Source organism: Hanstruepera flava, assembly GCF_023634025.1.
GTDB classification, from domain to species: domain Bacteria; phylum Bacteroidota; class Bacteroidia; order Flavobacteriales; family Flavobacteriaceae; genus Hanstruepera; species Hanstruepera flava.
On record NZ_JALJCW010000001.1, the window covers coordinates 971,262 to 998,123 of the forward strand.

Genomic DNA, 26,862 nt, shown 5'->3' on the forward strand with positions numbered 1-26,862 from the left:
CAACACTTTTTACGTTCTAATAGTCAATCAACCTGGCCTTTGTATAATTTAAAGGCAAAAATATCATCAATCATGTTAAAGCAATTTTTTATTATTTGTTCGGGTTCTGATACCGATACTTTGGACAACTGTTCCATTGGCGAACAAAACAAATACGCCGGCATAGGTGCTACTGTGTTTTTTACTGCTGTCATGGCATTTATAGCAGCTAGCTATGCACTTTATACTGTTTTCGATAATCTTTTGGCCGCTATCGTTTTTGGATTTGTTTGGGGCTTGCTCATTTTTAATCTCGATCGGTTTATTGTTTCAACCATTAAAAAGCGAAATAATGTCCTTGATGAGCTAATTCAAGCTTCACCTCGAATTATTTTAGCCATTATTATTGCCGTGGTTATTTCAAAACCTTTGGAACTCAAAATATTTGAAAAGGAAATCAATCAGGTGTTGCTTACCGAAAAAAACCAAATGACATTGGATAACAAAACCGAATTGGCCAAACAATTCGATCCTGGAGTAGCTGCTTTAGAAAATGATATTCTTTCACTTCAGCAACAAATTGAAACTAAAGAAGCTGAAGTAAACGCGCTTTACGACACGTACATTTCTGAAGCCGAAGGCACAGCTGGAACAAAGCTTTTAGGAAAAGGCCCTGTTTATAAAGAGAAACGTGAAAAGCATGATGCAGCTTTAGCTGAACTCAATCAGTTAAAAGCCGATAACAAACAAAAAATTGAACAAGCTGAAACACAAATCGCCCAATTAAAAACCGATTATAATGCTCAGGTTTTCAATACACAACCTATTATTGATGGTTTTGATGGTTTAATGGCACGTGTTAATGCTTTAGGCAAATTACCCTGGTTACCATCGTTTTTTATTTTCTTGTTATTCCTTGCTATTGAAACGTCTCCCATTTTTGCTAAGCTTTTGTCACCTAAAGGTGAATACGACTATAAATTGGAAGATGCTGAAACAGCTGTAAAAACTTGGGTTGAGCAAAAGGTTAATGAGCGTGATATCCTGCTTAAAACGGACATGGCTATCAATAATAAAATCTATAATGATATTGCAGAAGAAGATGAGTTATATACCTACAAGCGTAAGAAAGCTCGTGAACTCATGCAGTTGCAAGCTGACGCCTTTTTCAAACATCAAAAAAATGCGCTTTAATTTTAAGCAGCATCATTAGACTTAAAATGATTATATAAGTCTTTACAACCAAATCCAACAATTGATAGTTGCTTATGTTTTGTTATCGATTCGTTATGCAATTTAGCCAAAGCCATAACGCCATATTTATCGATACTCTCTAAATCTTCAATACTGATAGTTATAGATTGTAGACGTTCGAAAACATGTTCAAATTCACTTTGAAATAAGTCAATTGATGACTTGTTAAGATTTCCCTTAATGTTAAAAAAGTTGTTGTAGTGTGTAATTTTCAAATCCATAAGCACTTGGTTTAAATAATATTCAATAAAAAAAGGTGCTATTAATCGTGAGGGAATGATATAAATATATTACTGAAACCGAATATATTACCATCTAATCGATATACTGTTAAAGTATTAGACAATTGAAGAAAGCATGTCCAAATAATCGATAAAAAACACGCTCAAAACACTAGTTGTCAAAATTTTCTGTCTGGATTAAGAGGCTCTAGATTAAGAGATGCTTTTTGTTCAGAAATTATTTCTGAAACCAAAGTTCCAGTAGCAGTTGCCATACTCCAACCCATCATGGCATGACCTGTTGCTATGGTTAGATTTTTACATTTTGAAGATTTTCCTATGTATGGTAATCCATCGGGAGAAACAGGACGTAAACCTGAAGCAGCCTTGTCCTTTTCTTCATCTGAAATATGGATGTCAGGCAGATAATTACTAACCGCTTTAGCTATGGCTTCAACACGAACAGGATTAATATTATTGTTTATGCCAGCTATCTCCATGGTTCCTGCAAATCTGGTAAAGCCATTCATAGGTGTAACGGCTACTTTAGCTTCGGCTAATATGGCTGGGTGCAAAACACCAGTTTCTATAAACGTGTTTATGCGGTAACCCTTCCCTGCCTGCAATAACAGATGCAAACCTAATTTTTTACTTAAGATAGGACTCCATGACCCAGCTGCTAAAACATACTCGTCTGCTTTCAGTTTTTGCTTATCAGTTATTACTGATATAATTTTATCATTCCTAACCTCTAAATCTTGTACGCTTTCATTTTGTAAAATGATTACATCATTTTTTAACAACCAAGACTTCATCTCACTCATAAACTCATGAGGTGTAGAGTGTGAGTCACATTTGTAATAAGTAGCTCCTAAAGCATTTATTTTTGTGTTAGGCTCTAATGTTTTCAATTCAGATAAACTAATCTCACGAGCATCCAAGCCTTCCGATTTGGCTAGTTCAGCAGTTTTAACTTCTTCTTCGAGCATCTTTTGAGTTTGACAAAGCATAAGCAATCCTTTTTTTTCTAAATGAAAACTGAAATGATTATCTTGTTTGATATCGTCATAAAGTTCTTGAGACAACAAGGTTAGTCCTTTTATTATAGGAATTGCTTTTTCAACATGTTTTGGATTGCAGGAGTTATTGAAAGCTCTAGTCCATTGTAAAAACTCTTTATCCAATCTAGGTTTTATGTAAAGCGGACTAGAAGGATTGAACATCCACTTGATTCCCTTCTTCATAACACCTGGCGCCGAAAGCGGAATGATATGACTAGGTGATAAGTAACCTGCGTTATCATAGGATGCTCCTGAATCCATATTGGATTGGTCAATTACCGTAACATGGTGTCCTGATTTTTTCAGGTAATACGCCGAACACAACCCTATAACACCGCCTCCAATTATAATGACTTTCTTTCCCATATTAAATGACTTGAAATCCTAAAGCGTAAGGATCATCTTCTGTATCGATAGTTATTGTGTTATGTCCATAAATTTTTGCCCAACCTTTTATACTCGGAATGATAGCTTTCTTCTCAACAATTTTGGTTTCTACTTCAACTCGACCAATGAACTTACTTCCGATAAAGCTCTCATGTATGAAATCCTCACCAATTTTCAACTTTCCTTTGGCATATAATTGTGCCATTCGCGCTGAAGTACCTGTACCACAAGGGCTTCTATCTATGGCTTTATCACCATAAAAAACGGCATTTCTACCTGAAGATTTTAAATCTATTGGTGTTCCTGTCCATAGTAAATGTGAAACATCTCGTATGGTTTCATCTTCGGGATGCACAAACTGATTTGGATATTTACTATTAATTCGATCCCTCAAAATTTGAGAGTACTGTATGATTTTTGAAGCTGAAAAATCTTGAATTCCTAAAAAATTGGGTTGTGGATCTACAATAGCATAAAAATTACCACCATAAGCCACATCAAATATAAGCTCACCCAATTCTGGGCAATCAACGGTTAAATTTTCAGCAGCCAAAAAACTTTTAACATTGGTTAATTTTACCCAATTTACTTTCCCTTCGGTTTCCTGGTATTCAATTTCCACCAAACCCGCAGGAGCTTCCATTTTAATTTTTCCTGGTGTTTTAGGTTTCACCAATCTTTCTTCAATAGCAACTGTAATCGTTCCTATTGTTCCATGACCACACATGGGCAAACAACCAGATGTTTCAACAAACAATATGGCAAAATCGTTTTCAGGATTATGAGGCGGAAATAACATACTACCGCTCATCATATCATGCCCACGAGGCTCAAACATCAACCCTTTTCTTATCCAGTCATATTCTTTAAGAAAATGCTGACGTTTTTCACTCATGTTGTTACCCACAAGTTTTGGAATACCTTTAGTAATTACCCTTACAGGGTTTCCGCAAGTATGCGCATCAATACAGACAAAAGTCCCTTTCATGCTAAATCTCTTCTCTAGTTTGAATGTTATTTACCAGTCTTGAAATTCCAAGAGGATTTTCATTTTTTAATGCATCAGGCAGTAATTCATTTGGCCAGTCTTGATAACTAAATGGCCTGACCCAACGCTTGATGGACTGAATCCCAACTGCCGTAAACCGACTATCAGTTGATGCTGGATATGGTCCACCATGAGTCATGGACGGACAAACCTCAACTCCCGTTGGTACACCATTATAGATCAAACGTCCAACACGATTCTGCAAAGCAGATACAATTTGCGAGTAGTTTTTAGCCTCTCCATCTTCGGCGATTAAAGTTCCTGTTAACTGTCCTTCCAATTTCGTAATAATTTGCTCCAATTGATTCGTATCTTCACATTGCACAACCAAAGAGTAAGGCCCAAAAACCTCCTGATGTAAAGTTGAATTGTTTAAAAATGTCTCACCTTCAACCGTTGTAACTGTTTGCCTCGCGTAATTTGTTTGCACATCAGATTCATAATCAGCTACTACAGATATATTTTGCTGCGTAATCGCTTTTTGTTTGTTATTCTCATACGCACCAATAATGTTGGGATGTAACATACAAGACGGTTCAATTTTCACAATTTCATTAGATAAATTTTGAATAAAAGCAGATAATATCTCACCTTTAATTCCCAAAATCAAACCTGGATTTGTACAAAACTGACCTGTTCCTAGCGTAATAGAACTCGCATACGTTTTCGCCAAACTTTCGTTTCTACTTTGTAAAGCTTCTGGCAAAATAATAACCGGATTAATACTCCCCATTTCTGCAAAAACAGGAATGGGTTCTTCACGTTGAGATGCCAAATCATATAATGCTCTACCTCCTCTTATGCTTCCCGTAAACCCAACTGCTTTAACTCCAGAATGTTTAACCAATTGTTCCCCAACTTCAATACCGCTACTGTTTAAGTTAGAAAACACACCGTTAGGCATTCCCGTTTTTTGTGCTGCTTTTACAATGGCTGAAGCTACTAGTTCGCCTGTTCCTGCATGCATAGGATGCGATTTGACAAGCACAGGACAACCAGCAGCCAATGCTGCAGCTGTATCGCCTCCTGCCGTTGAATAGGCTAATGGGAAATTACTGGCTCCAAAAACGACAACAGGTCCCAAGGGAATGTGCATTTTTCTCAAATCAGGTTTTGGTGCTGGCTCTCTTTCTGGAATACCTGTATCAATGGATGCTTCTACCCAAGAGCCTTCCTTTACCAAATTGGCAAACATTTGTAACTGACCTACGGTTCTCCCTCGTTCGCCTTTCGCACGTCCTTCAGGCAATCCTGATTCCGAACAATAGGTTTTAATGAGAGTATCTCCCAAATCCATAATGTTGTCCGCAATAGCATTTAAAAAATTGGCTTTAATTTCACCTGAAATATTACAGTAGGTTTTAAAAGCTTCTGAAGCTAAACTAACAGCTTCATCAATTTCATCAGTTGTAGCTTCAGTAAAAACGGTGTCATTTTCCGAATTGGTTTGCGGATTAAATGTTCTGAAAGTTTTACTTCCTCTAGCAGATAGCTTGTTTCCTATATAATTTTTTCCAGTCATGCTTTTTATGTTTCTTTTGTGTTTAAAGGTTTTTGTAATCTGGTAAAGTAGGTCTTGTTCTCAAGCCCTTGGCAATAACAGCTAATACATGTTTGCGTTCTTCCCCTTCAAGAATTAGCCTAGGTGCTCTAACCGTTTCGGTGCCAATACCTGTGGCCACTTCGGCCAGTTTGATATTCTGTACTAATTTAGGGTTAATATCCAACTCTAACAACGGTAAAAACCAACGATAAATCTCTAAAGCTTCTTGAATTCTTCCAGCTTTTTGAAGTTCATAAATAGCAACCGTTTCCTTTGGGAATGCACAAACTAAACCAGCTATCCAACCGTCGGCTCCCATGAGTAAACTCTCCAAAGCCAAGGTATCAACTCCTGTCATAATTTTTAACCGATCGCCAAATCGGTTTTTAATTCTGGTAACGTTTGAAATATCACGCGTGGATTCTTTTACAGCTTCAATGTTGTCACACTTTAGCAATTCTTCAAACATATCTAAAGTCACCTCAACTTTATAATCAACCGGATTATTGTAAACCATTATTGGAAGTGATGTACTGTTTGCAACTGTTTTAAAATACTCGACCGTTTCCCTATCTCCAGATTTATAACGCATAGGCGGTAACATCATCAGTCCATTAGCCCCGTCTTCTTCAGCCTTTTGAGCCGCAGCAATTGCAGCTTTTGTGGATTGCTCTGCAATATTTATTAAAACAGGCACGGTTTCTTTTACCAAATCTACAGTAAATTTGGTGAGTTCGCGCTTTTCTTCATCTAATAAAGTACTGGCTTCACCAAGTGTACCACCTAAAACAATACCGTGCACACCAGCCCTTAATTGCGCTTTAATATTGACTTCAAACATATCAAAATCCAATTCATCATTATCTGTGAATTTAGTAGTTACTGCTGGCATAACGCCTTTCCATTGAATACTCATAATCTAATTTATTTACATATGTAAAATTACTTTAGATTCCCAAATGCTATTAATAGGCATTTATCCAATTTAGATATTATATTATCCATATATTTGATGCAATAGTATTTTTTGAATATTATTTTATCAATATGAAGGTTTTACCATTTAAAATACCCAAACCACAAAACGAAGCTTTTGTTTTTCAAGTTGATAAGGAAATAGCCTTTTACGACAAGCTGCACCAACATGAAGAAATACAAATTAGTTATATCGTTTCCGGTGAAGGATCATTAATAATCGGCGACACCATAAACCACTATCGAAGTGGTGACATCATGGTTATTGATGGGAACCTGCCTCATGTATTTAAAAGCGACTATACCGAAAAAGAATCGCACATGTTGTCGCTTTTTTTTACCAAAGATTCCTTTGGAACCGCATTTTTTCAATTACCTGAAATGCAAGAGTTAAAACCATTCTTTAAGCGTTGCAAGCATGGTTTCAAGGCAACAAGCAAGCAGAAAGCCATTCACGATATATTTTTAAGTATAGAACATACATCAAAGTTGAAACAGTTTATTGGTTTAGTGGAAATTTTAAAAATAGCCTCAAGTTGTACGTATTCCAGTTTGTCTTCATTTGTATATAACAGAGCCTATACCAACAATGAAGGAGAACGCATGCGTAATGTTATTGAGTACACTTTAAAGCATTATAAAAAACCCATTGATTTAGATACTATTTCTGAAGTGGCGAATATGACTAAAAATGCCTTTTGTAAATACTTTAAAAAACGAACCAACAAAACCTACATTCAGTTTTTAAACGACATTAGAATTGAACATGCGTCAAAGCTATTGCAAACCAATAATGATTTGTCCATTGCTGAAATTGCCGAATTGTCGGGTTTCAATAATATATCTAATTTTAACAGACAGTTTAAATCCATCAAAAAAATGAATCCTTCGCAAATTAAAAAACTTCAAAATTAATGTCGGCTAAAACGCAATACACCTTAATGATACTTGCCGCTATCATCACAATATATGGTTTGGTAACCGGTAAGTTTTTATTTTTACTTTTTATGATTCCGTTTGGGTTTTCGTTTTTAAAGAAGAAGAACGACGAACACAAAGAATAATTATTAAGTCTTTTTTACATATTTGGTGATAATCACAATTTGCTGACCATCAACCTTGCCCTCAATATATTCAGCATTTTCATGATCCAAACGAATATTCCTAACTGCTGTTCCTTGTTTGGCAACAATGCTGGAACCTTTAACCTTTAGATCTTTAATTAAAACCACCGAATCACCATTTTCTAAAATAACACCATTGACGTCGCGATGAATTATTTTTTCAGATTCGTCCTTATCCTCTCCTGTTGCTCTAGCTAAAGCAAGAGCTTCATCATCCAGATACATCATATCCAACAAATCTTTTGGCCAACCCTCATTGCGAAGTCGTTGTAACATTCGCCAAGCCATAATTTGTACAGCCACATATTCACTCCACATACTATCATTTAAACAGCGCCAGTGATTTGGATCCATTTCGGTTTCACCATTTATTTGATCTAAACAGGTTTTACAGACTAAAAGATCGTTGGCAACATTTTCATTTAACGATGGTGGAATAGTATATTGCTGTAAGTCTTTTGTAGCTGAACACAGTTCGCAGATATTATTGCTTCGTTCTTGAAGCATTTGTAAGACACTCATAGTTTCAATTTATTCTACAAACATACTATTTTACTGAAATGTATCACGCACTTTTTTAGGCAAAGACTTTACAATTAAATCATAGGAGTGATCAATAAGTTCTTTGATAAAATTCCAATCCAATTCTCCTTTGTAAAGCCTGACAGTGTTCCAGTGTTTTTTACTCATATGATAACCCGGTTCAACACTTTCATATTGCTCTCGCAACTCCAAAGCATATTCTGGATCGCACTTTAAATTAACAGCTGGTTCGCCTTTTTCCCAGGTATCCAAACCAGTAAGAAGAAACATTTTTCCGGCCACTTTAAACACCAAAACATTATCATCAAAAGGAAAATGCTCGGTTACCTGTTGTTTAGCCATGCAATACGTTCTTATTTGTTCTATATTCATTAGCTTTCAATTTTATATAAAACAGGTTTACTAGGCGAAGCATCATTTTCAAAAGGTGCAATTTGTAGGTTTAGAAAGTACGTGCCGTCTTTAATTTTATTAGAAACATATATAAACTCGGTAATGGTGCAATCCTTTCTCAATTCTCCATTATAATTCCAAAAGGCTTTATGTCCTTTAAGCTCCCCATCATCCTTTTCCTTATCAACACTGGGCAAATCAATAAGCAAATGTTTGATACCCATTTTTACCAAAAACTGAATGGCTTCTTCTTGAAAATACACCCAATTGGTATGGCTATATTGTTTGGACTTTTTTTCTTTAGTGTTGGGAATAGTTCTTATAACAATAGCATCACGCTTTTTATTTCCAAAAGCAAATTGCAGTTGTTTTTTTGAAATTACAAAATCATCCTCAATTAGCTCTGGAGCAACAGTCACCAATTCAGCTAAAAAAAAGAACTGCTTCAAATTTTTATTTACCGAATGAACCGCTTCAGTTATATGTCCAACACATTCGGTATGCGTGCCATGCGCATGCGGATTAAACTGAATATTATTGAAATTCACACTCGCTCCTTTGGAGACACTCGCTATCCATTCGTCATCTTGAACAGGTTCAATTTTGGGCTCATCAATGTACCAAGCATTAACGTTGGATTTTGAAGCTTTTAGCGGAATGGAAATATCCAGAGGCTTTGAAAAGTCTATTTTATATTTTCTTGAGTTGGTTTCAATAGTTGCAATCATTATAAATTGATTTTAAACAAATCAGAAGCGATACCATCGCTTAAAAATTTTCCTTTTTTGGTTACTAAAAGTTGATTGTTGTCAATATACAACAAATGTTGTTCGATATATTTATTGGCTTGTTCTAATAAATACTTTTTATACGAAATTCCAAATTCTGCTTCAACTTTTGACAATGACACGCCCCAAATAGTCCGTAAACCCGTCATAACATATTCGTTGTAGCGGTCTGTTTTAGTTAAAGTTTCCCATTCAATAGGAAGTTGATTGTCCTGCAAAGCTTTAATATACTTGCTGTTGTTTCTAATATTCCAACCACGTTGTTGTCCATTGAAAGAGTGTGCCGATGGTCCAATGCCCAAATAGGTTTTTCCTTGCCAATAGGCTGTATTGTTTTTACTAAAATAATTGGGTTTCCCGAAGTTTGAAAGTTCGTAATGTATAAAACCTTCTGTTTCCAATTTATCAATCAATAAATGAAATTGTTCCTGAGCTGCTTCATCATCAACATCTTGTACAATTCCTTTTTTAATGAAACTTTCTAAAGCTGTTTTGGGCTCGACTGTCATTGCATAACATGAAACATGTGGGACGCCATATGATAGTGCTGTTTCAATATTATCAAGCCATTGTTGATTGGTTGCGTTGGGAATACCGTAAATTAAATCTATTGAAATGTTATCAAAATATTTTGTGGCTTCTTGCAAACAGCTTTTGGCTTCATTCACATTATGCGCCCGATTCATCAATTTTAAATCCTGTTCAAAAAACGACTGAATACCAATGCTCAAACGATTTACAGGTGAATGTGCCAATTCTTGGATACGTTCAACTATCATATCATCAGGATTCGCTTCGAAAGTAATTTCAGGATTTTCAACAACGTGGTAGTTACTGTAAACCGAGTTGATAATTTCTTGAATTTCATCATTAGTCAATAAACTCGGTGTACCACCACCAAAGTAAATGGTTTCTACAACCTGATTTTGTAACTCTTCTTTTCTTAAGATGATTTCAGTTTTCAAGGCTAAAATCATCTCATTTTTCTTTTTTAATGAGGTTGAAAAATGAAAATCACAGTAATGACAGGCTTGTTTACAAAAAGGAATGTGAATGTAGATGCCAGCCATGATTATTTCTTAATCCTATCTTCATTCTGCTTAACAAAACTGGCCCAACCCGAATAGCTTTTACCAACACTAACACGTCCTTGATTATAGAAGTGGCATACAGCAGCTGCTAGACCATCGGTAGCGTCTAAATTTTTTGGCAACTCTTTTAAATTCAATAAGCTTTGAAGCATTTTTGCCACTTGTTCTTTGCTCGCATTACCATTCCCTGTAATGGCCATTTTAATTTTTTTTGGCGAGTATTCTGTTATTGGTACTTCACGTGACAAGCCTGCTGCCATTGCAACACCTTGGGCACGACCCAACTTGAGCATACTTTGTACATTTTTACCGAAAAAAGGCGCTTCAATAGCAATCTCGTCTGGATGATGGGTCTCAATGAGTTCAATGGTGCGTTCAAAAATAAGTTTCAGCTTTAAATAATGATCATCATATTTTTTAAGGTCCAATTCATTAAGCTGCATAAACGACATAGTCTTGCCTACAACTTTTATGAGACCAAAACCCATGATGGTTGTACCCGGATCAATTCCTAAAATAATTTTTTCTTTACTCATTAATCACAATAATAGCAGCCACTCAATGATACCGATAAACCTATAGTAGCTGTAAATAAGTTGCCGTTAAATGAACCATATCCTTCAGTAATTGGATCAAAATCTCCACTAACACCATAAATATATGAGGTGTCCAAATACACCGAAAATGTCCTTGAAACCGTATAATGAAACTCAATTCCTGCCATAATATTGAAATATGACAGGTTATTATCTTGAAATGTCAACGGCTTTACAAATGACATACCTGGCCCAGCATGGCCAACAACTCCAATATTCACTGGTAAAAACGTAAAAACTGATGTAGCATCGTAAACAAACTGGGCGTTAATTCTAGTGTAGTTTATTTTAAAATATGGAGAACTTGATGCGTTTTCAATTCGGTTATAACCAAAATCTAATTTTACTCCATATTGTGGTTTAAACATACGTTGAACTCCTAAATTAATAGTTGGGAAGTTGACAGAGCTACCTTCAAAACCAGAAACAAATCCCGAACCATTGGGCATGTTAACTCCGAAAGCTATTTGAGCTTTCCATTTACTGGCTTCACTTTGGCCAAACATAGTAACTATAGAAAAAAGTGAAATAAATAGTAGGATATAAAATCGATAATTTACAAAAGCTGTCTTCATGTGACTTTATTGTTTTATTTTGTACAAATTAAAATCTACGACTCAATTACATGTTTGGAGCCATTCCTTACAAAACTAAACAATTCTATCTAGTACTTATCAAAATAAGTATTGTTGTGGGTGCTTTTTATTTTATTTACCATAAACTATCGTCCAATGAGAATCTAAACTTTTTAGATTTTATTGATTTTTTAAAAGAAAATGGCCGTTTTTCGCTTAAAACCGTCAGTTTTTTAGTTTTTTTAAGCATTTTTAATTGGTTTTTGGAAATTTTAAAGTGGAAAATTTTAGCTTCTTATATCAATAAAATTAGTTTTATTCAATCGCTAGAACAAAGTTTAGGATCTTTAACCGCTTCATTATTTACTCCAAATCGTGTAGGAGAATATGGCATTAAAATCATGTACTTTCAAAGTAAGTTTAGAAAAAAAATAGCCTTATTAAACCTACTAGGAAATGCCTTTCAAATGACCATAACTGTTACTTTGGGGCTTATAGGATTATTCTTTTTTATACAGAAATATGATCCAAACATCAACTACTATAAAGTTGCTCGCTTTTCAGGTATTATTCTATTGGTTATTTTCTTCGCCTATTTAAGTATAAAACAAAAAGTGATTAAGGTTCGTGGTTTTTCATTGCATAAGGTATTGGAATTTATTAAAAAGTTGCCGACATCAATTTATTTCAAAGGTCTTTTGCTAGCACTTATGCGCTATTTAGTGTTTTCTTTTCAGTTCTATATGTTACTTCATGCTTTTGGGGTTAATGTAACCTATTTTAATGCTATGGTGGTTATTACAAGTATGTATTTACTAGCGTCTATTATTCCGTCCATTTTCATTTTTGATGTTATAATAAAAGGCAGTGTGGCTGTTTACTTATTGGGTATTGTTGGCGTTAACGAACTTACTACATTAAGCATTATTACTATTATGTGGCTGTTGAATTTTGTTTTACCAAGTATTATTGGAGCAGGATTTGTAATGAAATTTAAACTTCCTCAAACTATATGATTTCGGCCATTATATTTTTAATAATTTCAATATATGCACTACTTATTGGTGGCTACATTTATGGGTTTAATAAAGCTCCTGATTTTTTTATTTCAGACATACAACCTCAAACAAAATTTACAATAATAATCGTTTTTAGGAATGAAGCTGAAAACCTACCTGAATTAATCGAATCTCTCAAGAACCTTAACTATTCCCGAAATCATTTTGAAATTATTTTTGTTAATGATGATTCGACTGACAATTCTATTGAAATCATAAAAACGAATACAGAAAAAACACATTTGGATTTTCAGCTTATTAATCGAGACGTTAAAACAAATTCACCAAAAAAAGATGCTATTCAAACAGCCGTTCGCAACGTTAAAAGCAGTTGGATTATTACTACGGATGCTGATTGCATTGTGCCTAAATATTGGTTAGATTTTTTTGATGCGTGTATTCAACAAAATACGTATAGGCTTATTGCTGGCCCTGTTAGTTATCGCATTGCTAAAAATCCTTTAAGTCAATTTCAAACCCTAGATTTTATAAGCTTAATGGGAACAACCATTGGTAGTTTTGGACTGAAAAAGCCTTTTATGGCCAATGGTGCCAATTTAGCCTATGAGGTTGAATTATTTCATGAATTGAACGGATTCGACGGTAACTCACACATTGCTAGCGGTGATGATGTATTTTTATTGCAAAAGGCTAGAAAAGCAAATCCTAAATACGTTGGGTTTCTTAAAAACAATAAAGCTCTAGTACTTACAAAACCTGTGCAATCATTAAATACCTTAATCAAACAGCGTATACGTTGGGCTTCAAAATCTACTGCTTATTCTAGTGTGCTTGCCAAGTTTACAGGATTAATAGTTTTGGCAATGAATATGTTAGTTATATCAACCATTGGCTTTGCTTTAGTAGATATTATTTCTTGGAATTCATGTTTATATATTTGGGTTATTAAATTGAGTGTTGACTTTATTCTATTATTTAAAACTATTCGATTTTTAAAACAGGAAACTATTATTAGCAGCTATTTTTGGAGTAGCATTGTCCATCCTTTTTTTATATGCTATGTTGCTATTTTATCCTTATTTAAAGGGTATGAATGGAAAAACCGACACTTTAAGAAATAACAGTAAACACCATAGAATTCGCTAATTTTTTTTAGCTTTACAAGTAACCAAAACATTGTAATATGAGAACGTTTCTCCTTCTAATAACTTTTATTACTTTTTGTCTTTCTGTTCAGGCACAGCAAACCTACACCATAGGCAATGAAACTTTAGAATTGAAAACTGAAGTTGAAGGTAATCTTGATTTACTCTGGACCATAGACAATTCTCAATACCGGTATTTTGTACGCACAACAAATGGAACTATTCAAGAGTTAACAAACACAAAAAATCCTGATACGCGTAAATATCAGGAGGAGTACAAAACGGTGTTATCTAACTTAACATCTGAATACGGCCTGACTACAGATAAAGTAAATTTAACTTTATATAGTTTAAAAGAGGTTATAAATAAATACAATTCAACAACCGATTTGAATTATGATTATGAATCCCGTTCAAAGTTACAATCCAGAATAGGTATTTTTGGTGGTATTACCAATCAACCTTTGGTTGACAATCCCGATAATAAAACGGCTCCGTTTTTTGGAGCCGACTTTGAAGTATTTTCGAAAACCAAATTACAAAGACATGCTTTATTTTTTCAAGCCAGACATAGTTTAAAGAGCGACGAATTTAAATATTCGTCAACCCAATTATCAATAGGTTACCGTTTTCGATTTGTCAATCAAGCTAAATTTAATTTTTACGGCAATTTGAAAATTGCAACGTTTGATTTTATTAATGCCGAATATACTTTTGATAATCCAAGTTTAGGCACCTACACAGAAAACTCTTCCGCATTACAGGTACCTTTTATACTAGGCATTGGCGCTGACATTAAAATTACCAAAAACGGCTATATTATGCTTGCCTATCATGACATGTATGCTCTTTTTGTAGATAATGGTGGTAACTTCCCTATAGACTTTGCCATAGGCTTTAAACTTGATTTGTAAATGAATTTGGGAAAAACATCCAATCCTGCTTTTACAGGTTTTTTTTGGGATGAAGAGACTGCCTCTAGTAAGAAAATGTCTGTTCGTGGTATCCTAATCAAAACCTTTGTCTGTCTAGCTATAATTGCACTAATCACAGTACTTATTTGGTATTATTATAGCAATGGTAATAACATAAAATGGTTTGTAACAGGTGGTATGATTGGAGCGATAGTTGTAAGTATTGTTATTTCTGTTAGAAAAGATTGGGCTCCTTTTTTAGTTCCAATTTATGCAGTTGTGAAAGGTTTTTTTATTGGAGGAATTACAAGTTTTGCCAAGGCAAAATTTCCAGATTTACCATATCAAGCTATTGGTGTTACGGTTATTACATTTTTTGTTATGCTGACGCTCTACCAAACACGGTTAATAGTTGTAACTAAAAAATTGCGCAGCATCATTATTGTGGCCTGTTCCACAATTTTCTTGACTTATATTATTTCTTGGATATTGAGTTTTTTTGGAATTCGTTCATTCCTTTGGGGAACATCGTGGGTAGCCATTGTGTTTAATATTATAGCTGCAATTTTTGCCTCTTTGTCCTTGCTTTTAGATTTCGATTATATTGAACGTAAAAAAAATAAAGCGCCAAAAGAAAAAGAGTGGCTGGCTACTTGGGGCCTTTTGGTTACCATTGTTTGGCTTTATGTAGAGATATTACGACTCATGCGGAAACTATCCATAAAATTTTAATTAACTTGAATAACAACAGGCAATGTAAATGCTGTTTTAACCTGTTGACCACGTTTAATGGCTGGATAAATTTCAGGAAGTGAATCTAAACTATTATGCAATAACATTTTAAGATTGGGAATCTCTTTTAAAATCAACGAATCGATATCCGTTTCTACAACCGATAATTCACCACGCTCTGAAATTTGAAGTTTAATTAATATAGTGTCTTTCAGATATTCCGACACAACAATGGTATCCGATTTAATGTTCTTATAAATAGCTTGTCTTAAGGTGTTTTGAAAACACAATTTTTTGGCTTCTTCCGATTTTTCGTGGTCACATGAAGAAAACGACGGATACACATCAACATCGCTCCAGTTAAATGTTTTTAACTCTTCTTCTAAAATGGCTTCAGAAGAGGTTTTTTTTACATCAAAGTAGTTGCATGATGTTACAAAGAAACCCAATAAAATTATAACCGTTAGCCTCATAGTTCGTTATGAAACTGAAAAGTACAATTTTTTTGTGTATTCTAATTTACTTCTTTTAAAAAAGGAAAAATCCGAAATGTACATTCGGTTTTTCCTTAAAAATATTTATTTGAAAATGTTGTTATTCTTTTATATAGAACTTGATAGGTAAATAATAGGGAACAGCTACTTTTTTACCTTTTTGCTCTCCAGGAATCATGGTTGGCAACATACTAATTACTCGAATAGCTTCTGCTTCTAAAGCTGGATTTACTGCACGTGCTTTTGAATCTGTTATTTTTCCGTCTACACCAATTTTAAAAAACACAGATATTTTTTGTTCTCCAACTAGATTTAATTCTTTAGCCAAATTGGTGTCGAAATTTTGAGCTACAAATTTATTTATTGACGATTGAAATTCTTTTCTTTTTTCAACTTCATTTGACGTTTGATTAGCGTCAGGAAAGTAAGGTGCTTTTTCAATTACGGCAAAAGGCACTTCAATATCTTTAGAAATACTTTCTGAAAAGATACTATCTGCTTCATGTTTTAATTTTTCATTGTATTTTTCTATCAATTTCTTATCCTTATTACCTGTATCTGGCAAATCAATATACATATCATACGATCCTCCATCTACCATGTTAACGACAACTTTAGTAAGATTTTCTGGAACCATCTCATCCTTATGGTGTACACTATAAGTAATCTCACTTTCATCTGGACTTATTTCTGCCCAAGCAACATAATTCTGGTTGTTTTTTAAAAATGTTTCATATTTATCATGTTCATCTACAGGTATTTCAACAATACCATTGGCGTTATTTTTTACGGTATAACCATACTGCGATAAATTTATATCATCTTCTTTAGTATTAGTCGAATCGTCCGAACAGGACACATAAACCAGCATCCCTAAAACCATAGGGACTATTAGTAAATACTTAACTAGTTGAATTTGTTTTGATCTTGATTTTTGTAACATAATAATTCGTTTTTTTATTAATGATTGTTTAAAAAATGGATTGATGAATGAAACCGATTGGGTTTCAAAAACCTGCGCCAATAGGTTTTCATAATATTGCTTTTTATTGTGTTTTACAGCTTTAGAATCGGCAATAAATTCATGTAAATCAGACATTCTATTTTGATACATATATACTAAAGGATTGAACCAAAAAACCACACGAAGTAATTCAAAAAACAATAAATCTAGCGTGTGTTTTTGTTCAACATGAACCAACTCGTGTTTAATTATGGTATTACGTTCTTTTGCATTAATGTCCTCGCCCAAAAACACATAATTAAAAAATGAAAATGCTGCAGAACTATTAAAGAGTTTAACTATGTTGATATTGTTTTTTCTAGTTTTAGGATTCTTGTATATTAATTTAAGAATATTGCTAACTCGATATATAAAGTAGAGTAAGGCTAAAGCACTACCTACTAATAACAATATGTTTAAATACCAAGAAAAACTGTGAGATGAATTTGAACCTTGTAAGACAACCTCGTCTAAAACCATTGAGTTTTGAGTTTCAGAAAGGACTGTTGGAAATGACAACACATACTCTTGTGGCACAACATTTTTAAAGCTTTTTACTTTTATAAACGGTATTACAAGTGACAAAACTGCTGTTCCTAACAAATACAATCTATTCCAGTTAAAAAAAGTTTCCCTTTTTAAAAAAATATCATAAACAACTAAAAAGAATATTTGAAATGAAACGATTTGAATAATATACTGTATCATAATGTTTTGTCTTTATTAATGTCCTTTAAAACCGATTCCAACTCGTTAAGGCTAATATCATTTTTCTTCACAAAAAACGACACCATACTCTTAAACGAACCTTGGAAATAATTATCTACCAATGTGTTTAAACTTTGATTACTATAATCTTGTTTTTTGATAACAGGGAAATATAAATGTCCCTTACCTTGTTTTTCATAATCTACAAACCCCTTACTTTCTAAAATTCTTATTATTGTAGAAACCGTATTATATGCAGGTTTTGGTTCAGGAAGTTTTTCTATAACCCGCTTTACATTGGCTTTTTCAAGCTGCCAAAGTACATGCATAATTTCTTCTTCTGCCTTTGTGAGTTGTTTCATATCAATCGACTTTGTTTTTTTAACTAAACTTTTAGTTTAAAGCAAATATAACTAAATTTTTAGTTTAAACTAATTTTTTAGTTTAAAAATCTGTAACAGATTTTGTTTATATTCGACTTACAAGAAAATTTTATATGGATATTGTACTCACGCTTATTGGTTTTATTTTTATGCTTGTTGGTATTGCAGGTAGTTTTTTGCCTATTTTACCTGGACCTCCAATGAGTTGGATTGGGTTGTTGCTGTTGTATTTAACCAAATCTGTAGAAAATGATTGGGTATTTCTGGGTATTACCTTGGTTATTGCACTTATTGTATTTGCACTAGATTATATTATTCCTGCTATGGGCACCAAAAAATTTGGCGGTAGTAAAGCGGGTATATTTGGTACAACCATAGGATTACTCGTTGCCATTTTTTTCCCCGTACTAGGACCAATTGGTATTGTAGTTTGGCCTTTTGTTGGTGCTCTTGTAGGAGAACTATTAAACAAAACCGAATCTAAAACTGCGGTAAAGGCAGCTTTTGGTTCGTTTTTAGGGTTTCTTACCGGAACCTTTATTAAATTTATTGTTGCTTGTGTTTATTTTGGTTTTTTCCTTTCTACCTTTTGGGAGCACAAGGGTCTAATATTCTCGTTTTAAAAAGAAGAAACCTCATGATTTTCAAATAAAAAAATGAAAACCACGAGGTTAGTGTAAATGCTATTATCAACAAATTTTTTTGAGGGATTAATCAAATCTGTCGTTGATACTTCAAATATATAGCATCTTTATGAATTTTTGTTGCGGAAAAACCGTAGACTTGTTACGGAAAAACCGTAAAACCTAGAAAAGACAGTAGTTACAAGGCTTTTAATATGGGCATAAAACTTAAATTTTAACAGTTTTCGCTGCCTAAATTATTAAATAAAACCTTTTGACCGGGCTTCATCCAATAAGGTTTCATCATTACCATCTTGAACATCAAATAATATTTTTAGATGTTTTTTACGTTTTTCAATAGCACTCATAGACATATTAATATGGTCTTTTAAGCTTTTTGTGCGAACCCCTTGAGATAGCAGATACAAAATCTTTCTATCAACATCATCTAAATTTATATCGTTTGTTATAGACTTTCGTACGATACTGTTTACTGTTCCGCTGTAAAAAGGCGGATTATTAAGTACAGCTTGAAAGGCACTAGCCAATTCACTTGAAGTTAAATCGCTTTTTATAAGAAATCCTTCAGGATCGATGTTCTTAATGATATTATGTACACGATAGTTTTCGTTAAACATAGTTAGCATAATAATTTTTGCTTTTGGCATTATCTGCCTCGCATACTTTGCCAAGTCTTCACCAGAAGTAAACCTACCGTCTTCTGATGGTGGCAAACTAATATCCATAAAAAGCACATCATAAGGTTTTTCTGAATCGACAGCTTTTTTAAGGTATTTAACAGACTCATCACAATTATTTGCAATGTCAATTAGTAAATCTTGTGATTCCTTTTTTGTTGCTAACAATGTGTTTTGATACCCTTCAATAATAATAGGATGATCATCAGTCATTAATATGCGAATGGTTTCTTGCATAGTTATAAGGTTAATTAGGATTAGATTGGGATTGTTATTAAGATACTTGTGCCTACATTTTTTTCAGAGGTTAATTGGACTTCGCCACCAATTTCACCAACTCGTGAATTCATGTTTTTAATGCCAATGCCCTTACGGGTTTTGTCTACATCAAATCCAGAACCATTATCTGTAATGAGTAAGCAAATTACGTTATTTTTTAATTTAAAACTAATATCAACATGTGTTGCTTGTGCATGCTTGTAAATGTTTTGAAGTGATTCTTGAATAATTCTATAAATATGAATTTTTGTTTTATTGGGTAAGTCTTCCCAAATTATATCATCATCTGTATTAATGGAATAGTCCAATCCGTAAGCAAGGGTTTGGGTTTCAACTAGTGTGGCAATAATATCTTCAAACCCTGAACCCGAAACAAAGTCGGTGTTTAATTCATGGGAGACTTTCCGAATTTCCTGTTCAATATTTTTTAGTTCAACAATATAGTTCTCTCTGGTTTTAATAGCCTCTGGTGTTGACACCATATTAAGGCTATCTAAACTTAAGCGTGTGCCAAACAATCGCCCAAGAATGCCATCATGCAGCTCTTCTGAAATACGCTTTTTTTCAATGGTACGTGCTTCATCTATTTTATCTTGCTGCGAAAGCATTAAGTTATAGATTTCCTCGTTGGCTTCCTGTTGTTGCTGAATGAGTTTTAACTGCTTATTCCTGGCGCGTTGTGAAATAATAATATAAAGTAAAATTAGAGTAATAATTAATATACCTGATAAGCCAAGCAACCATAATCGCTCTCTGGAAATCCTTTCGTTTTCGCGCTCAATTTCATCGGTTTCAAACTCTATTCGTGCAAATTTGTTTCTAATGGAGCGTTCTTTGTTTACCAGACTATCGTTAAGTTTAATATATTCATTTAAATAGGTTGCTGCCCTTTCGTCGTTTTCTATATTTGACTTTAACTTCAAGGCATTTAACACCACATCATTGGTTGAAGTTGCTCTTCCTATGTTATACGAAACATCGGCATATTTTAAAGAAGAATCCAATTCCTTTTTATCTAAATAATATTCCGACAAATTCAAAGCAACAGACATCATAGCTGCTTCATCTTGAATGCTATCACTTATCTTATAAGCCCTGTTTAAATCTTTTTGTATAGCCTCATCAGAAAAAGCACCCATTAAATGCCTTAAAAGCGCATAATCTCCTAATATTAAAGCATAATTATTCAATTCTTGCTTTAAAACAGATTCGTTTTGAAAAAGATTTTTGTAAATCTCAAAAGCTTTATCGTACTGCTTTAGCTCTTTATAAATAAGCGCTATATTACTATTGGAATAGAGCGTATATAAAAAATTATCGTCAATTTTATCACTGTAGTTTAATGCTTTATTGTGATATTCTATGGACTTATCAAATTGTTTTAGTTCATCTGAAGCAATGGCCACTAAATTATGAAGTGCCCAAAGATTATCTAGTATATAATCATTTTCAGGTAATGTTTGATAGATTCGAATCGCTTCAAACGCATTATTTTCACAACCAACATAATCGCGTTCTTCAAATTGCAGATCAGCCATTTCAAAGCGAGCACCAGCTGCCATTGCTTTTTCGCTTTGAGAATAAAAGTATTTGGAAGCATTATAATAATAATAATAGGCACTATCCGAACTATTGTTATATTTATGATACCACCCGAGTACATTGGTAATATGACCTAAAGCCAAAGTATCATTTAATTTTTTGGCCAGTTTGAGGTTTTCGTGATTTAAATCGAATAAAGAGTCTACCGAAAACTCCTTTAAATACAAGGTTGTAAGAAGCCGCTTTGCTTTTAATAATACAGAATCGCTTTTTTTAGTTTTTGCAATCTCTATTGCTTTTTTAACTTCAACAATTCTAAACGAAAGATCTTTACTTTCATTTTGCGCATTCTCGTAATGGAGTTTAAAATTTTGATTGTTAGTTACAGTTTCATCTTTTTGAGCAAAAAGAAAAATAGAATTTAGTACGAAAACAACATAAAGAAAATTCTTTCGGGACATAATTATAGATATGTCCTTCAAATTTATCAAATTTTATTTGAAGTAAACATCAATATTCTAAATAACACCAAAACCCCTTAAATGATTAAGAGGTTTTCTAGTGTATATATTTGGGTTTATCTATCCGTTAGAAGGAACTTCGCCTTTTCTTTTAACATGCCTTTTGTTTGTAAAAGCAAAGTTAAAATCTTCTTGCTCTGTTACATGTTCTTGTACAGGTTCGCTATTTATATCGCTTTTGATATTTAAACCAGTTAAAGTTGTACAAAAAATTGCAGCTAATAAAGTAATTTTTAAGGTTTTCATGTTAGTTCATTTAGGGTTAAACAACAGTTCGCTATTAAATTTTATTTAATTAAAAATTAAAATGATTTTAAATTAAAAATCACTGTCGAGGGAAGATGGATTAATAACCTTTGTATGAAACTTTATAGTTTCAAAAAACTAAAATTAACATGAGGGAATAGACAAAAATTTGTCTTAATGAATTAATTAACCTTAAATAAGCTGGATAATTCGATTTAGGGACTTATTTGAAGGACTGTAAATATAGTTTAGAATGAGAATGAAGAAACCAAAAACACGATTAAAATGCAAAAATCATCGATGAAATGCATATTTAATTGAATTTTCCTACAGATAATAAATGCTATCTAGACATCAAAATACAAAAAAACCAAACGTACTAACAGCCATAAGTACACCTTTTTTCAGTGGTTTAACTATATTTACAATAAGAATCTCAATCAGAAAATGAAAAAGTACAATAGTGTTGGTGAACTTTTTATGGACTATAGAACTTTTTATGGTCTGTCGCAAGCAGATTTTGCAGCTAGTTTAAATGTAGATTTAAGAACCATACAACGTTGGGAAAAAGATATAACTTTAATAAAACCCGAAAAGGAAGAAGATATTGTTTTAGCTACGTTAATGCCTTATCAGCTTATTCGCAATTTAAATGCTGCCGTTCCTATTCCAACATATTATAACTTTAAAACCCGAAAGTATTCACTCTCCCAACAATCTAATTCGTTTCCAAAAGTAGATTGGTATTTAGATCAAATAGATATTACATCAGATCGTTTAAGGACTATTGACATTGATTTAGATTTTAAACATCTTGAGCAGTTTATCGATTCACAAAAACGAGATGAAAATTATGTCAATAAAGAATTGATACGGGAAGCTGTAAGACTGTTGCCCGAATTGAATTATGTTTTTATTGGTAAATCGGGTTATTATGCTGGCCACTGTATTGTTTTACCAATAGCGCCTAGCACTCACATTAAGTTAAGAAGCAAGGAAATTTCAAATAGAGATTTACGAGCGCATCATTTAGTTAACTATAAAACTTTAGAGCAACCTATTTTTTATCGTTTTGATATTACTGGTGACTGCAACGACACCGTTTTTTATATTATGTCTAAATTCTTTAGGTTTTTTAGGGATATTGAAAACAAAAATTACCTCATGTGCGGCTATACCGAACGAGATGACAATTATAATATAAACCAACAAATAGGGTTGCGTGTCATTTGGGAAGATAAAGATTTACAAAACCGTTTACATTTAGATTATCCACCACGATTTTTTGAGGGGGATTTTAAAGCTTATTTACAAAACTTATAAACTTTTATGTAAAAGTTATATTATTTAAATTGGTATTTCAGAATTGTATCTCTAGTATCAAGTACATTCTGCACATAATTTTTGTATTCAAGATATTCATCTACCAAAATATTACTTGAACCAACTTTTGTTGAAACTTTAACTTGAATTTCATTCGGTTTTATCAAATTAAAATCCATTTTAAAAGTATGGTCCTTGAATTGGTATTCTTTGCTTTTAGGTAAATCAATAAATTTTTTATTGTCACTCAAATGTACCACCATAGATTCTTGATAGGAATTAGCAGTTTCATATTGCTTATAATCAATTTCATACATTCTCGATTCATTTTGAATAATTTCATCAGTGTATGGATTATTAAAATATGGTATCTTAAATGTGAACATTTCGTTTACTTTATCAATATTTAAGTCAACTCTTAATTTTGTTTTAAATTCTGCAGAGCTATTTTCTCTATTATGTTCAGCTATTAAAATTTCTTTTAGAACAACATTCTCACTACACATATTATAAATTTCTTCTTCTAATGCTTCTTTAAAAAATTCACCTTTTTTGGTTTCAAGCATGTCAACATAATAAGTAGCTAAATGAGCTGTAAAACGAGATTCTAATTCTAATTCAATTTCACTATTCTCTTCACCAAGCTTCATTTGATAATTATTTTCAATTTCGGCTAATGAACTATTAATATTGGTTAACGTAACTAGTTCAGAAATAGTCCCGTCATTACTATAAACTGGTATCTCTAAAGAAGTAGCCCCTCTTAATGACATAGGTATTGATTTAAAGGGTAAATATTTACTTGTTAACTCTAAATATTGATCTAAACCGTCTATATTAACTTTAACAATACAATGATTGAAATCTGTACTTGGCATTACCAACTTATTATTACCGTAGTCTGAAGTTAAGATTAATACCATTTTAGCATCTAATTCAGCATGTATAGCTAATGTTAAAAACAATGATGAAAAATCTTTACAATCTCCAAGTTTTGTCTTTATCGTCTTTGATGGTTTTTGTGGTATATAACCACCCTGTCTAAAGCTAATATGACTGTAATTAAAGTTATCAGTTATATAATAATAAATCCGCTTGGCTTTTTCTTCATCCTTTAGTTGTTTATGCCCTTCCGGAAAAATTTTATTAAAAACTTCCTCAACTGTTTGATCAAATCTTAACTGCTTAATTACTAAATCTGAATACCAATTAGCAATTTCATCCCATGATTCAATACTACTAATAACAAGCCTAGTTGTTAGATCTGAAAATGGCGGCATATATGCTTCAGATATATTTAAGCCTTTACTGTTCATTTTTGAAAACTCATGTATGTATAATGAACCTATTTTTGATACTTTGTAATCTACCTGCCCATTTAAAATTTTATAATTAATTTTTTCTTCGTTGGTTAAAATTCTATATATATTTTGCAATGTTGGATGGTATGATGTAAAATTATGATTTAATATATAATCATTATAAAACCTTCCCGTTTTTGTGAAAGTCGATTCATAATCTACATATACAACATCACCAATTTCTAACTTCTCAAACACTAAAGTTGAGTTATTCCTATCAGCGGGCACTGTTGAACCATCAGGCTTTACAATCTCTGATTTGTGAATAACATAATCTCCCGATAACCCTAGAGAGTACTCTTTTAGAATATTGATTCCATTTTGAGATGTAACTTCATAAATTAGAGTACACTTATACTCACCTCCTCCATTTTTATAGTTTAAAATATCTGTTTGATTTAGAAGAATATTTAAGCCGTAATTATTTTCTTGAATAGTATTTCTGTTCGATTTAATATAATTATAAGGATCCGTTAAATGAAGACCAATTAATGGGTTTTTGAATTTCTTTAAGTCATTAATCGTTGATCTCAACTTCAAGTTTGATGGCTGACTAATCAATGCTTTTTCATAACACTCAAGCGCTTTATCGGTTTCATTCAATTGAAGTAATGCATCACCTTTAAAAACCAAAAAAACATGAGAGTTAGGGAAGTTTTTTATAGCAATGTCAATATACTTTAAAGACCTTTCGTACTTTCCTAATCTATGTAACAATTGTACCATATTATAAATGCTATTATTGTCATATTTAAAATTAATTATAGAGTCATCATAGAGTGCTATGGCTTCATCGGTTCTGTTTTGCTTCTCATAATAATAAGCAAGGTATTTAACAATTTCCCAATTAAATTCTTCTTTGTTATACTTCTCTAAAACCTCTGTTGTTCGGGCATAATCGTTAAATGCAGATGCATAAAATTCTGCAAATGTTGGTTTAAGGCTTGAAAAAAGCGTTTCATCAATCAACAATTCATCTAATTTTGAGGTCATTGTCTCTCTATTTCCTGTTCTTGAAAGAATCATTAAATCAGCAATAGTTTTCATAAATGAATAATCTACAGACTTTCCAATTGCATTCAACTTTTCCTCATAGGTATCTATATCTAACTTCATTAAGTCATCTGAATCTTCAAATTCCAAAAGAAGAGATAAATAATAATTAGGATCCAACCGTTTTAGGTTATTTTCTAATTCACTTTTAGTTGTTTCATCGTTGGTAGTATTATAACATTCAATTAAAGCAGATTTTATAAATGAACTATTTGGATACTGAATTAACCATTCTTTCAAAATTTTAATAGCCTTATCTAATTCTCCAACTCTAATTAAAGCTCGAGACAAACAGAATTTATTCAAATTTTCATCTCCTATATTTCCTTGTAATCTATTTTCAAAAAAATCAATTACTTTATGGGATACTAATATTGGGTTCACACTTTCAAAACTCCCTTTTTTATAATTTCTGTTTTCAAAGGAAATATCATAATCCTTTAATGGATTTCCAATTAAGTCTTCAAGCCTTAAAATAAAATAGGGTGTTCCAGATTCATTGGCAATTTTAACCAATATTCTATTAACTCCTTTTTGAAGATTAACAGAGTAAGTATACGCATCCATTTCAGTAATAAATTCTTCATCATTCTCTAAAACTAAAACATCATTTACCCATACCCTAATTAAGCCTCCCTTTCCAATTTTAAAATTTACACGTTGTTCTACTGGAGAATTAACAAACGTTTGTGCATAGTGAACTCCAGAACCATATTCAACATGATTTGTAAAAAAATTATAGACTTCTGCGCTTTGTGGCTTTTTATACCAATGTGTAAAGCCCTTACTTTGCGCATCAAATTCAACTGTATTGGACGTCTCCCATTCTGGTTCAAATGGTAAATCAATTCCACTTGAATTTAAATTTTCAAAAACGCCACAATACTCCCATTGTTTTACGGCATTAATATTGGAAATCAAATCATTAAAATCATCCCATTCACGTTGATGCCTGTAACAAATTGCCTGTAAATAATATAGAGCATTTTTTATGGACGAATTTGACATTTTAGTAACGTCAATTAAATGCGGACTTACATATGTATCCTTATTAAAACCGCTCTCTAAATAATCATTAAAAACGTAAGGCATCATCCAGTTTGAAAATAAATAATTTTCAAAACCATCAAAATTAGATACACTAGAAAGATAATTATGACTTGTGGTCATAATACCGTTTTCCATTTGAACAATGTGCTTTAAAGTTAAACTCTCTATATCATTTCCGGCATCTAATTTG

At 32.7% G+C, this 26,862-nt stretch carries 27 protein-coding genes; 9 read left to right on the top strand and 18 right to left on the bottom strand.

Going from position 1 to position 26,862, the window contains the following annotated elements:
* Positions 1-72 precede the first annotated feature (72 nt).
* Positions 73-1,173: a DUF4407 domain-containing protein gene (locus tag MTX13_RS04600; RefSeq protein WP_250433206.1), complete on the top strand. Its 1,101-nt coding sequence runs from the start codon at positions 73-75 to the stop codon at positions 1,171-1,173.
* Positions 1,174-1,175: 2 nt separating this feature from the next.
* Here MTX13_RS04600 and MTX13_RS04605 read toward each other — a convergent pair whose 3' ends face one another.
* The 5 genes from MTX13_RS04605 to MTX13_RS04625 form a co-directional block, all read right to left on the bottom strand.
* Positions 1,176-1,454 carry an STAS domain-containing protein gene (locus tag MTX13_RS04605; protein ID WP_250433207.1) on the bottom strand — a complete coding sequence of 93 codons (279 nt, stop codon included), beginning with the start codon at positions 1,452-1,454 and terminating at the stop codon, positions 1,176-1,178.
* Between the two features lie 179 nt (positions 1,455-1,633).
* A complete protein-coding gene (locus MTX13_RS04610; protein ID WP_250433208.1) occupies positions 1,634-2,881 on the bottom strand; it encodes an NAD(P)/FAD-dependent oxidoreductase in 1,248 nt (415 codons plus the stop codon).
* A gap of 1 nt (position 2,882) precedes the next feature.
* Positions 2,883-3,890 (bottom strand): 4-hydroxyproline epimerase, encoded by a 1,008-nt coding sequence (locus MTX13_RS04615; RefSeq protein ID WP_250433209.1) that lies wholly within the window; start codon positions 3,888-3,890, stop codon positions 2,883-2,885.
* A gap of 1 nt (position 3,891) precedes the next feature.
* Complete coding sequence (locus MTX13_RS04620) at positions 3,892-5,472, bottom strand: aldehyde dehydrogenase (NADP(+)) (protein WP_250433210.1); 1,581 nt, start codon at positions 5,470-5,472, stop codon at positions 3,892-3,894.
* A gap of 22 nt (positions 5,473-5,494) precedes the next feature.
* Entirely contained in the window at positions 5,495-6,409 is a 915-nt protein-coding gene (locus tag MTX13_RS04625; protein WP_250433211.1) for a dihydrodipicolinate synthase family protein, read from the bottom strand.
* Between the two features lie 131 nt (positions 6,410-6,540).
* Here MTX13_RS04625 and MTX13_RS04630 point away from each other — a divergent pair, with 131 nt between their 5' ends.
* On the top strand, positions 6,541-7,383 hold the full coding sequence (locus tag MTX13_RS04630) for an AraC family transcriptional regulator (protein WP_250433212.1): 843 nt from the start codon (positions 6,541-6,543) through the stop codon (positions 7,381-7,383).
* Positions 7,383-7,532: a hypothetical protein gene (locus tag MTX13_RS04635; protein WP_250433213.1), complete on the top strand. Its 150-nt coding sequence runs from the start codon at positions 7,383-7,385 to the stop codon at positions 7,530-7,532. Before MTX13_RS04630 ends, MTX13_RS04635 begins: the two co-directional genes overlap by 1 nt.
* Positions 7,533-7,535: 3 nt before the next feature.
* Here the strand turns inward: MTX13_RS04635 and MTX13_RS04640 are convergent, their stop codons facing one another.
* From MTX13_RS04640 to MTX13_RS04665, 6 genes are read right to left on the bottom strand one after another with little or no spacing between them, the layout of a single operon-like run.
* A complete protein-coding gene (locus MTX13_RS04640) occupies positions 7,536-8,114 on the bottom strand; it encodes a PhnA domain-containing protein (RefSeq protein WP_250433214.1) in 579 nt (192 codons plus the stop codon).
* 30 nt (positions 8,115-8,144) lie between these two features.
* Positions 8,145-8,507, bottom strand: coding sequence for an MmcQ/YjbR family DNA-binding protein (locus MTX13_RS04645; RefSeq protein WP_250433215.1), 363 nt, complete (start codon positions 8,505-8,507; stop codon positions 8,145-8,147).
* Positions 8,507-9,256, bottom strand: coding sequence for a cyclase family protein (locus MTX13_RS04650; protein ID WP_250433216.1), 750 nt, complete (start codon positions 9,254-9,256; stop codon positions 8,507-8,509). Before MTX13_RS04650 ends, MTX13_RS04645 begins: the two co-directional genes overlap by 1 nt.
* The gene (hemW, locus tag MTX13_RS04655; RefSeq protein WP_250433217.1) at positions 9,256-10,386 is read right to left on the bottom strand and encodes a radical SAM family heme chaperone HemW; all 1,131 of its coding nucleotides are present in this window, start codon (positions 10,384-10,386) and stop codon (positions 9,256-9,258) included. Before hemW ends, MTX13_RS04650 begins: the two co-directional genes overlap by 1 nt.
* 2 nt (positions 10,387-10,388) lie before the next feature.
* Positions 10,389-10,943 (bottom strand): crossover junction endodeoxyribonuclease RuvC, encoded by a 555-nt coding sequence (gene ruvC / locus MTX13_RS04660; RefSeq protein ID WP_250433218.1) that lies wholly within the window; start codon positions 10,941-10,943, stop codon positions 10,389-10,391.
* Positions 10,943-11,578 carry a cell envelope biogenesis protein OmpA gene (locus MTX13_RS04665; RefSeq protein WP_250433219.1) on the bottom strand — a complete coding sequence of 212 codons (636 nt, stop codon included), beginning with the start codon at positions 11,576-11,578 and terminating at the stop codon, positions 10,943-10,945. Before MTX13_RS04665 ends, ruvC begins: the two co-directional genes overlap by 1 nt.
* Positions 11,579-11,628: 50 nt before the next feature.
* On the opposite strand from MTX13_RS04665, the gene MTX13_RS04670 reads away from it, so the two are divergent.
* The 4 genes from MTX13_RS04670 (at position 11,629) to MTX13_RS04685 (ending at position 15,388) form a co-directional block, all read left to right on the top strand.
* Positions 11,629-12,594 (top strand): lysylphosphatidylglycerol synthase domain-containing protein, encoded by a 966-nt coding sequence (locus MTX13_RS04670; RefSeq protein ID WP_250433220.1) that lies wholly within the window; start codon positions 11,629-11,631, stop codon positions 12,592-12,594.
* Positions 12,591-13,718, top strand: coding sequence for a glycosyltransferase family 2 protein (locus MTX13_RS04675; RefSeq protein ID WP_250433221.1), 1,128 nt, complete (start codon positions 12,591-12,593; stop codon positions 13,716-13,718). The genes MTX13_RS04670 and MTX13_RS04675 overlap by 4 nt, the downstream gene beginning before the upstream one ends.
* Positions 13,719-13,780: 62 nt before the next feature.
* Complete coding sequence (locus MTX13_RS04680; protein WP_250433222.1) at positions 13,781-14,656, top strand: hypothetical protein; 876 nt, start codon at positions 13,781-13,783, stop codon at positions 14,654-14,656.
* Positions 14,657-15,388 carry a Bax inhibitor-1/YccA family protein gene (locus MTX13_RS04685; RefSeq protein WP_250433223.1) on the top strand — a complete coding sequence of 244 codons (732 nt, stop codon included), beginning with the start codon at positions 14,657-14,659 and terminating at the stop codon, positions 15,386-15,388.
* On the opposite strand, the gene MTX13_RS04690 is transcribed toward MTX13_RS04685, so the two are convergent.
* The 3 genes from MTX13_RS04690 to MTX13_RS04700 form a co-directional block, all read right to left on the bottom strand.
* Positions 15,385-15,861 carry a hypothetical protein gene (locus tag MTX13_RS04690; RefSeq protein ID WP_250433224.1) on the bottom strand — a complete coding sequence of 159 codons (477 nt, stop codon included), beginning with the start codon at positions 15,859-15,861 and terminating at the stop codon, positions 15,385-15,387. The genes MTX13_RS04685 and MTX13_RS04690 overlap by 4 nt on opposite strands.
* Before the next feature lie 121 nt (positions 15,862-15,982).
* Positions 15,983-17,593 (bottom strand): M56 family metallopeptidase, encoded by a 1,611-nt coding sequence (locus tag MTX13_RS04695; RefSeq protein WP_250433225.1) that lies wholly within the window; start codon positions 17,591-17,593, stop codon positions 15,983-15,985.
* A complete protein-coding gene (locus tag MTX13_RS04700; protein WP_250433226.1) occupies positions 17,590-17,955 on the bottom strand; it encodes a BlaI/MecI/CopY family transcriptional regulator in 366 nt (121 codons plus the stop codon). The genes MTX13_RS04695 and MTX13_RS04700 overlap by 4 nt, the downstream gene beginning before the upstream one ends.
* Before the next feature lie 134 nt (positions 17,956-18,089).
* Between MTX13_RS04700 and MTX13_RS04705 the strand changes: the two genes are divergently transcribed.
* Entirely contained in the window at positions 18,090-18,599 is a 510-nt protein-coding gene (locus MTX13_RS04705; protein WP_250433227.1) for a DUF456 domain-containing protein, read from the top strand.
* Between the two features lie 260 nt (positions 18,600-18,859).
* Here the strand turns inward: MTX13_RS04705 and MTX13_RS04710 are convergent, their stop codons facing one another.
* From MTX13_RS04710 to MTX13_RS04720, 3 genes are all read right to left on the bottom strand, one after another.
* Complete coding sequence (locus tag MTX13_RS04710) at positions 18,860-19,534, bottom strand: response regulator (protein ID WP_250433228.1); 675 nt, start codon at positions 19,532-19,534, stop codon at positions 18,860-18,862.
* A gap of 20 nt (positions 19,535-19,554) precedes the next feature.
* The gene (locus MTX13_RS04715) at positions 19,555-21,579 is read right to left on the bottom strand and encodes a tetratricopeptide repeat-containing sensor histidine kinase (RefSeq protein WP_250433229.1); all 2,025 of its coding nucleotides are present in this window, start codon (positions 21,577-21,579) and stop codon (positions 19,555-19,557) included.
* A 120-nt stretch (positions 21,580-21,699) separates the two neighbouring features.
* Positions 21,700-21,885, bottom strand: coding sequence for a hypothetical protein (locus MTX13_RS04720; RefSeq protein WP_250433230.1), 186 nt, complete (start codon positions 21,883-21,885; stop codon positions 21,700-21,702).
* 447 nt (positions 21,886-22,332) lie between these two features.
* Between MTX13_RS04720 and MTX13_RS04725 the strand changes: the two genes are divergently transcribed.
* Positions 22,333-23,208 carry a helix-turn-helix domain-containing protein gene (locus MTX13_RS04725; protein WP_250433231.1) on the top strand — a complete coding sequence of 292 codons (876 nt, stop codon included), beginning with the start codon at positions 22,333-22,335 and terminating at the stop codon, positions 23,206-23,208.
* 20 nt (positions 23,209-23,228) lie between these two features.
* On the opposite strand, the gene MTX13_RS04730 is transcribed toward MTX13_RS04725, so the two are convergent.
* Positions 23,229-26,807: a tetratricopeptide repeat protein gene (locus MTX13_RS04730; RefSeq protein WP_250433232.1), complete on the bottom strand. Its 3,579-nt coding sequence runs from the start codon at positions 26,805-26,807 to the stop codon at positions 23,229-23,231.
* Between the last annotated feature and the right edge of the window lie 55 nt (positions 26,808-26,862).

Excerpts from the sequence above, each read along its gene's own strand:
- MTX13_RS04630 (WP_250433212.1), top strand. The coding sequence starts at position 6,541 with ATGAAGGTTTTACCATTTAAAATACCCAAACCACAAAACGAAGCTTTT.
- MTX13_RS04700 (WP_250433226.1), bottom strand. The coding sequence starts at position 17,955 with ATGAAACAACTCACAAAGGCAGAAGAAGAAATTATGCATGTACTTTGG.
- MTX13_RS04605 (WP_250433207.1), bottom strand. The coding sequence starts at position 1,454 with ATGGATTTGAAAATTACACACTACAACAACTTTTTTAACATTAAGGGA.
- MTX13_RS04600 (WP_250433206.1), top strand. The coding sequence starts at position 73 with ATGTTAAAGCAATTTTTTATTATTTGTTCGGGTTCTGATACCGATACT.
- MTX13_RS04725 (WP_250433231.1), top strand. The coding sequence starts at position 22,333 with ATGAAAAAGTACAATAGTGTTGGTGAACTTTTTATGGACTATAGAACT.
- hemW (WP_250433217.1), bottom strand. The coding sequence starts at position 10,386 with ATGGCTGGCATCTACATTCACATTCCTTTTTGTAAACAAGCCTGTCAT.
- MTX13_RS04645 (WP_250433215.1), bottom strand. The coding sequence starts at position 8,507 with ATGAATATAGAACAAATAAGAACGTATTGCATGGCTAAACAACAGGTA.
- MTX13_RS04710 (WP_250433228.1), bottom strand. The coding sequence starts at position 19,534 with ATGCAAGAAACCATTCGCATATTAATGACTGATGATCATCCTATTATT.
- MTX13_RS04705 (WP_250433227.1), top strand. The coding sequence starts at position 18,090 with ATGGATATTGTACTCACGCTTATTGGTTTTATTTTTATGCTTGTTGGT.
- MTX13_RS04670 (WP_250433220.1), top strand. The coding sequence starts at position 11,629 with ATGTTTGGAGCCATTCCTTACAAAACTAAACAATTCTATCTAGTACTT.
- MTX13_RS04650 (WP_250433216.1), bottom strand. The coding sequence starts at position 9,256 with ATGATTGCAACTATTGAAACCAACTCAAGAAAATATAAAATAGACTTT.
- MTX13_RS04610 (WP_250433208.1), bottom strand. The coding sequence starts at position 2,881 with ATGGGAAAGAAAGTCATTATAATTGGAGGCGGTGTTATAGGGTTGTGT.
- MTX13_RS04625 (WP_250433211.1), bottom strand. The coding sequence starts at position 6,409 with ATGAGTATTCAATGGAAAGGCGTTATGCCAGCAGTAACTACTAAATTC.
- MTX13_RS04685 (WP_250433223.1), top strand. The coding sequence starts at position 14,657 with ATGAATTTGGGAAAAACATCCAATCCTGCTTTTACAGGTTTTTTTTGG.
- MTX13_RS04620 (WP_250433210.1), bottom strand. The coding sequence starts at position 5,472 with ATGACTGGAAAAAATTATATAGGAAACAAGCTATCTGCTAGAGGAAGT.
- MTX13_RS04720 (WP_250433230.1), bottom strand. The coding sequence starts at position 21,885 with ATGAAAACCTTAAAAATTACTTTATTAGCTGCAATTTTTTGTACAACT.
- MTX13_RS04715 (WP_250433229.1), bottom strand. The coding sequence starts at position 21,579 with ATGTCCCGAAAGAATTTTCTTTATGTTGTTTTCGTACTAAATTCTATT.
- ruvC (WP_250433218.1), bottom strand. The coding sequence starts at position 10,943 with ATGAGTAAAGAAAAAATTATTTTAGGAATTGATCCGGGTACAACCATC.
- MTX13_RS04680 (WP_250433222.1), top strand. The coding sequence starts at position 13,781 with ATGAGAACGTTTCTCCTTCTAATAACTTTTATTACTTTTTGTCTTTCT.
- MTX13_RS04690 (WP_250433224.1), bottom strand. The coding sequence starts at position 15,861 with ATGAGGCTAACGGTTATAATTTTATTGGGTTTCTTTGTAACATCATGC.
- MTX13_RS04695 (WP_250433225.1), bottom strand. The coding sequence starts at position 17,593 with ATGATACAGTATATTATTCAAATCGTTTCATTTCAAATATTCTTTTTA.
- MTX13_RS04675 (WP_250433221.1), top strand. The coding sequence starts at position 12,591 with ATGATTTCGGCCATTATATTTTTAATAATTTCAATATATGCACTACTT.
- MTX13_RS04640 (WP_250433214.1), bottom strand. The coding sequence starts at position 8,114 with ATGAGTGTCTTACAAATGCTTCAAGAACGAAGCAATAATATCTGCGAA.
- MTX13_RS04615 (WP_250433209.1), bottom strand. The coding sequence starts at position 3,890 with ATGAAAGGGACTTTTGTCTGTATTGATGCGCATACTTGCGGAAACCCT.
- MTX13_RS04635 (WP_250433213.1), top strand. The coding sequence starts at position 7,383 with ATGTCGGCTAAAACGCAATACACCTTAATGATACTTGCCGCTATCATC.
- MTX13_RS04665 (WP_250433219.1), bottom strand. The coding sequence starts at position 11,578 with ATGAAGACAGCTTTTGTAAATTATCGATTTTATATCCTACTATTTATT.
- MTX13_RS04730 (WP_250433232.1), bottom strand. The coding sequence starts at position 26,807 with ATGGAAAACGGTATTATGACCACAAGTCATAATTATCTTTCTAGTGTA.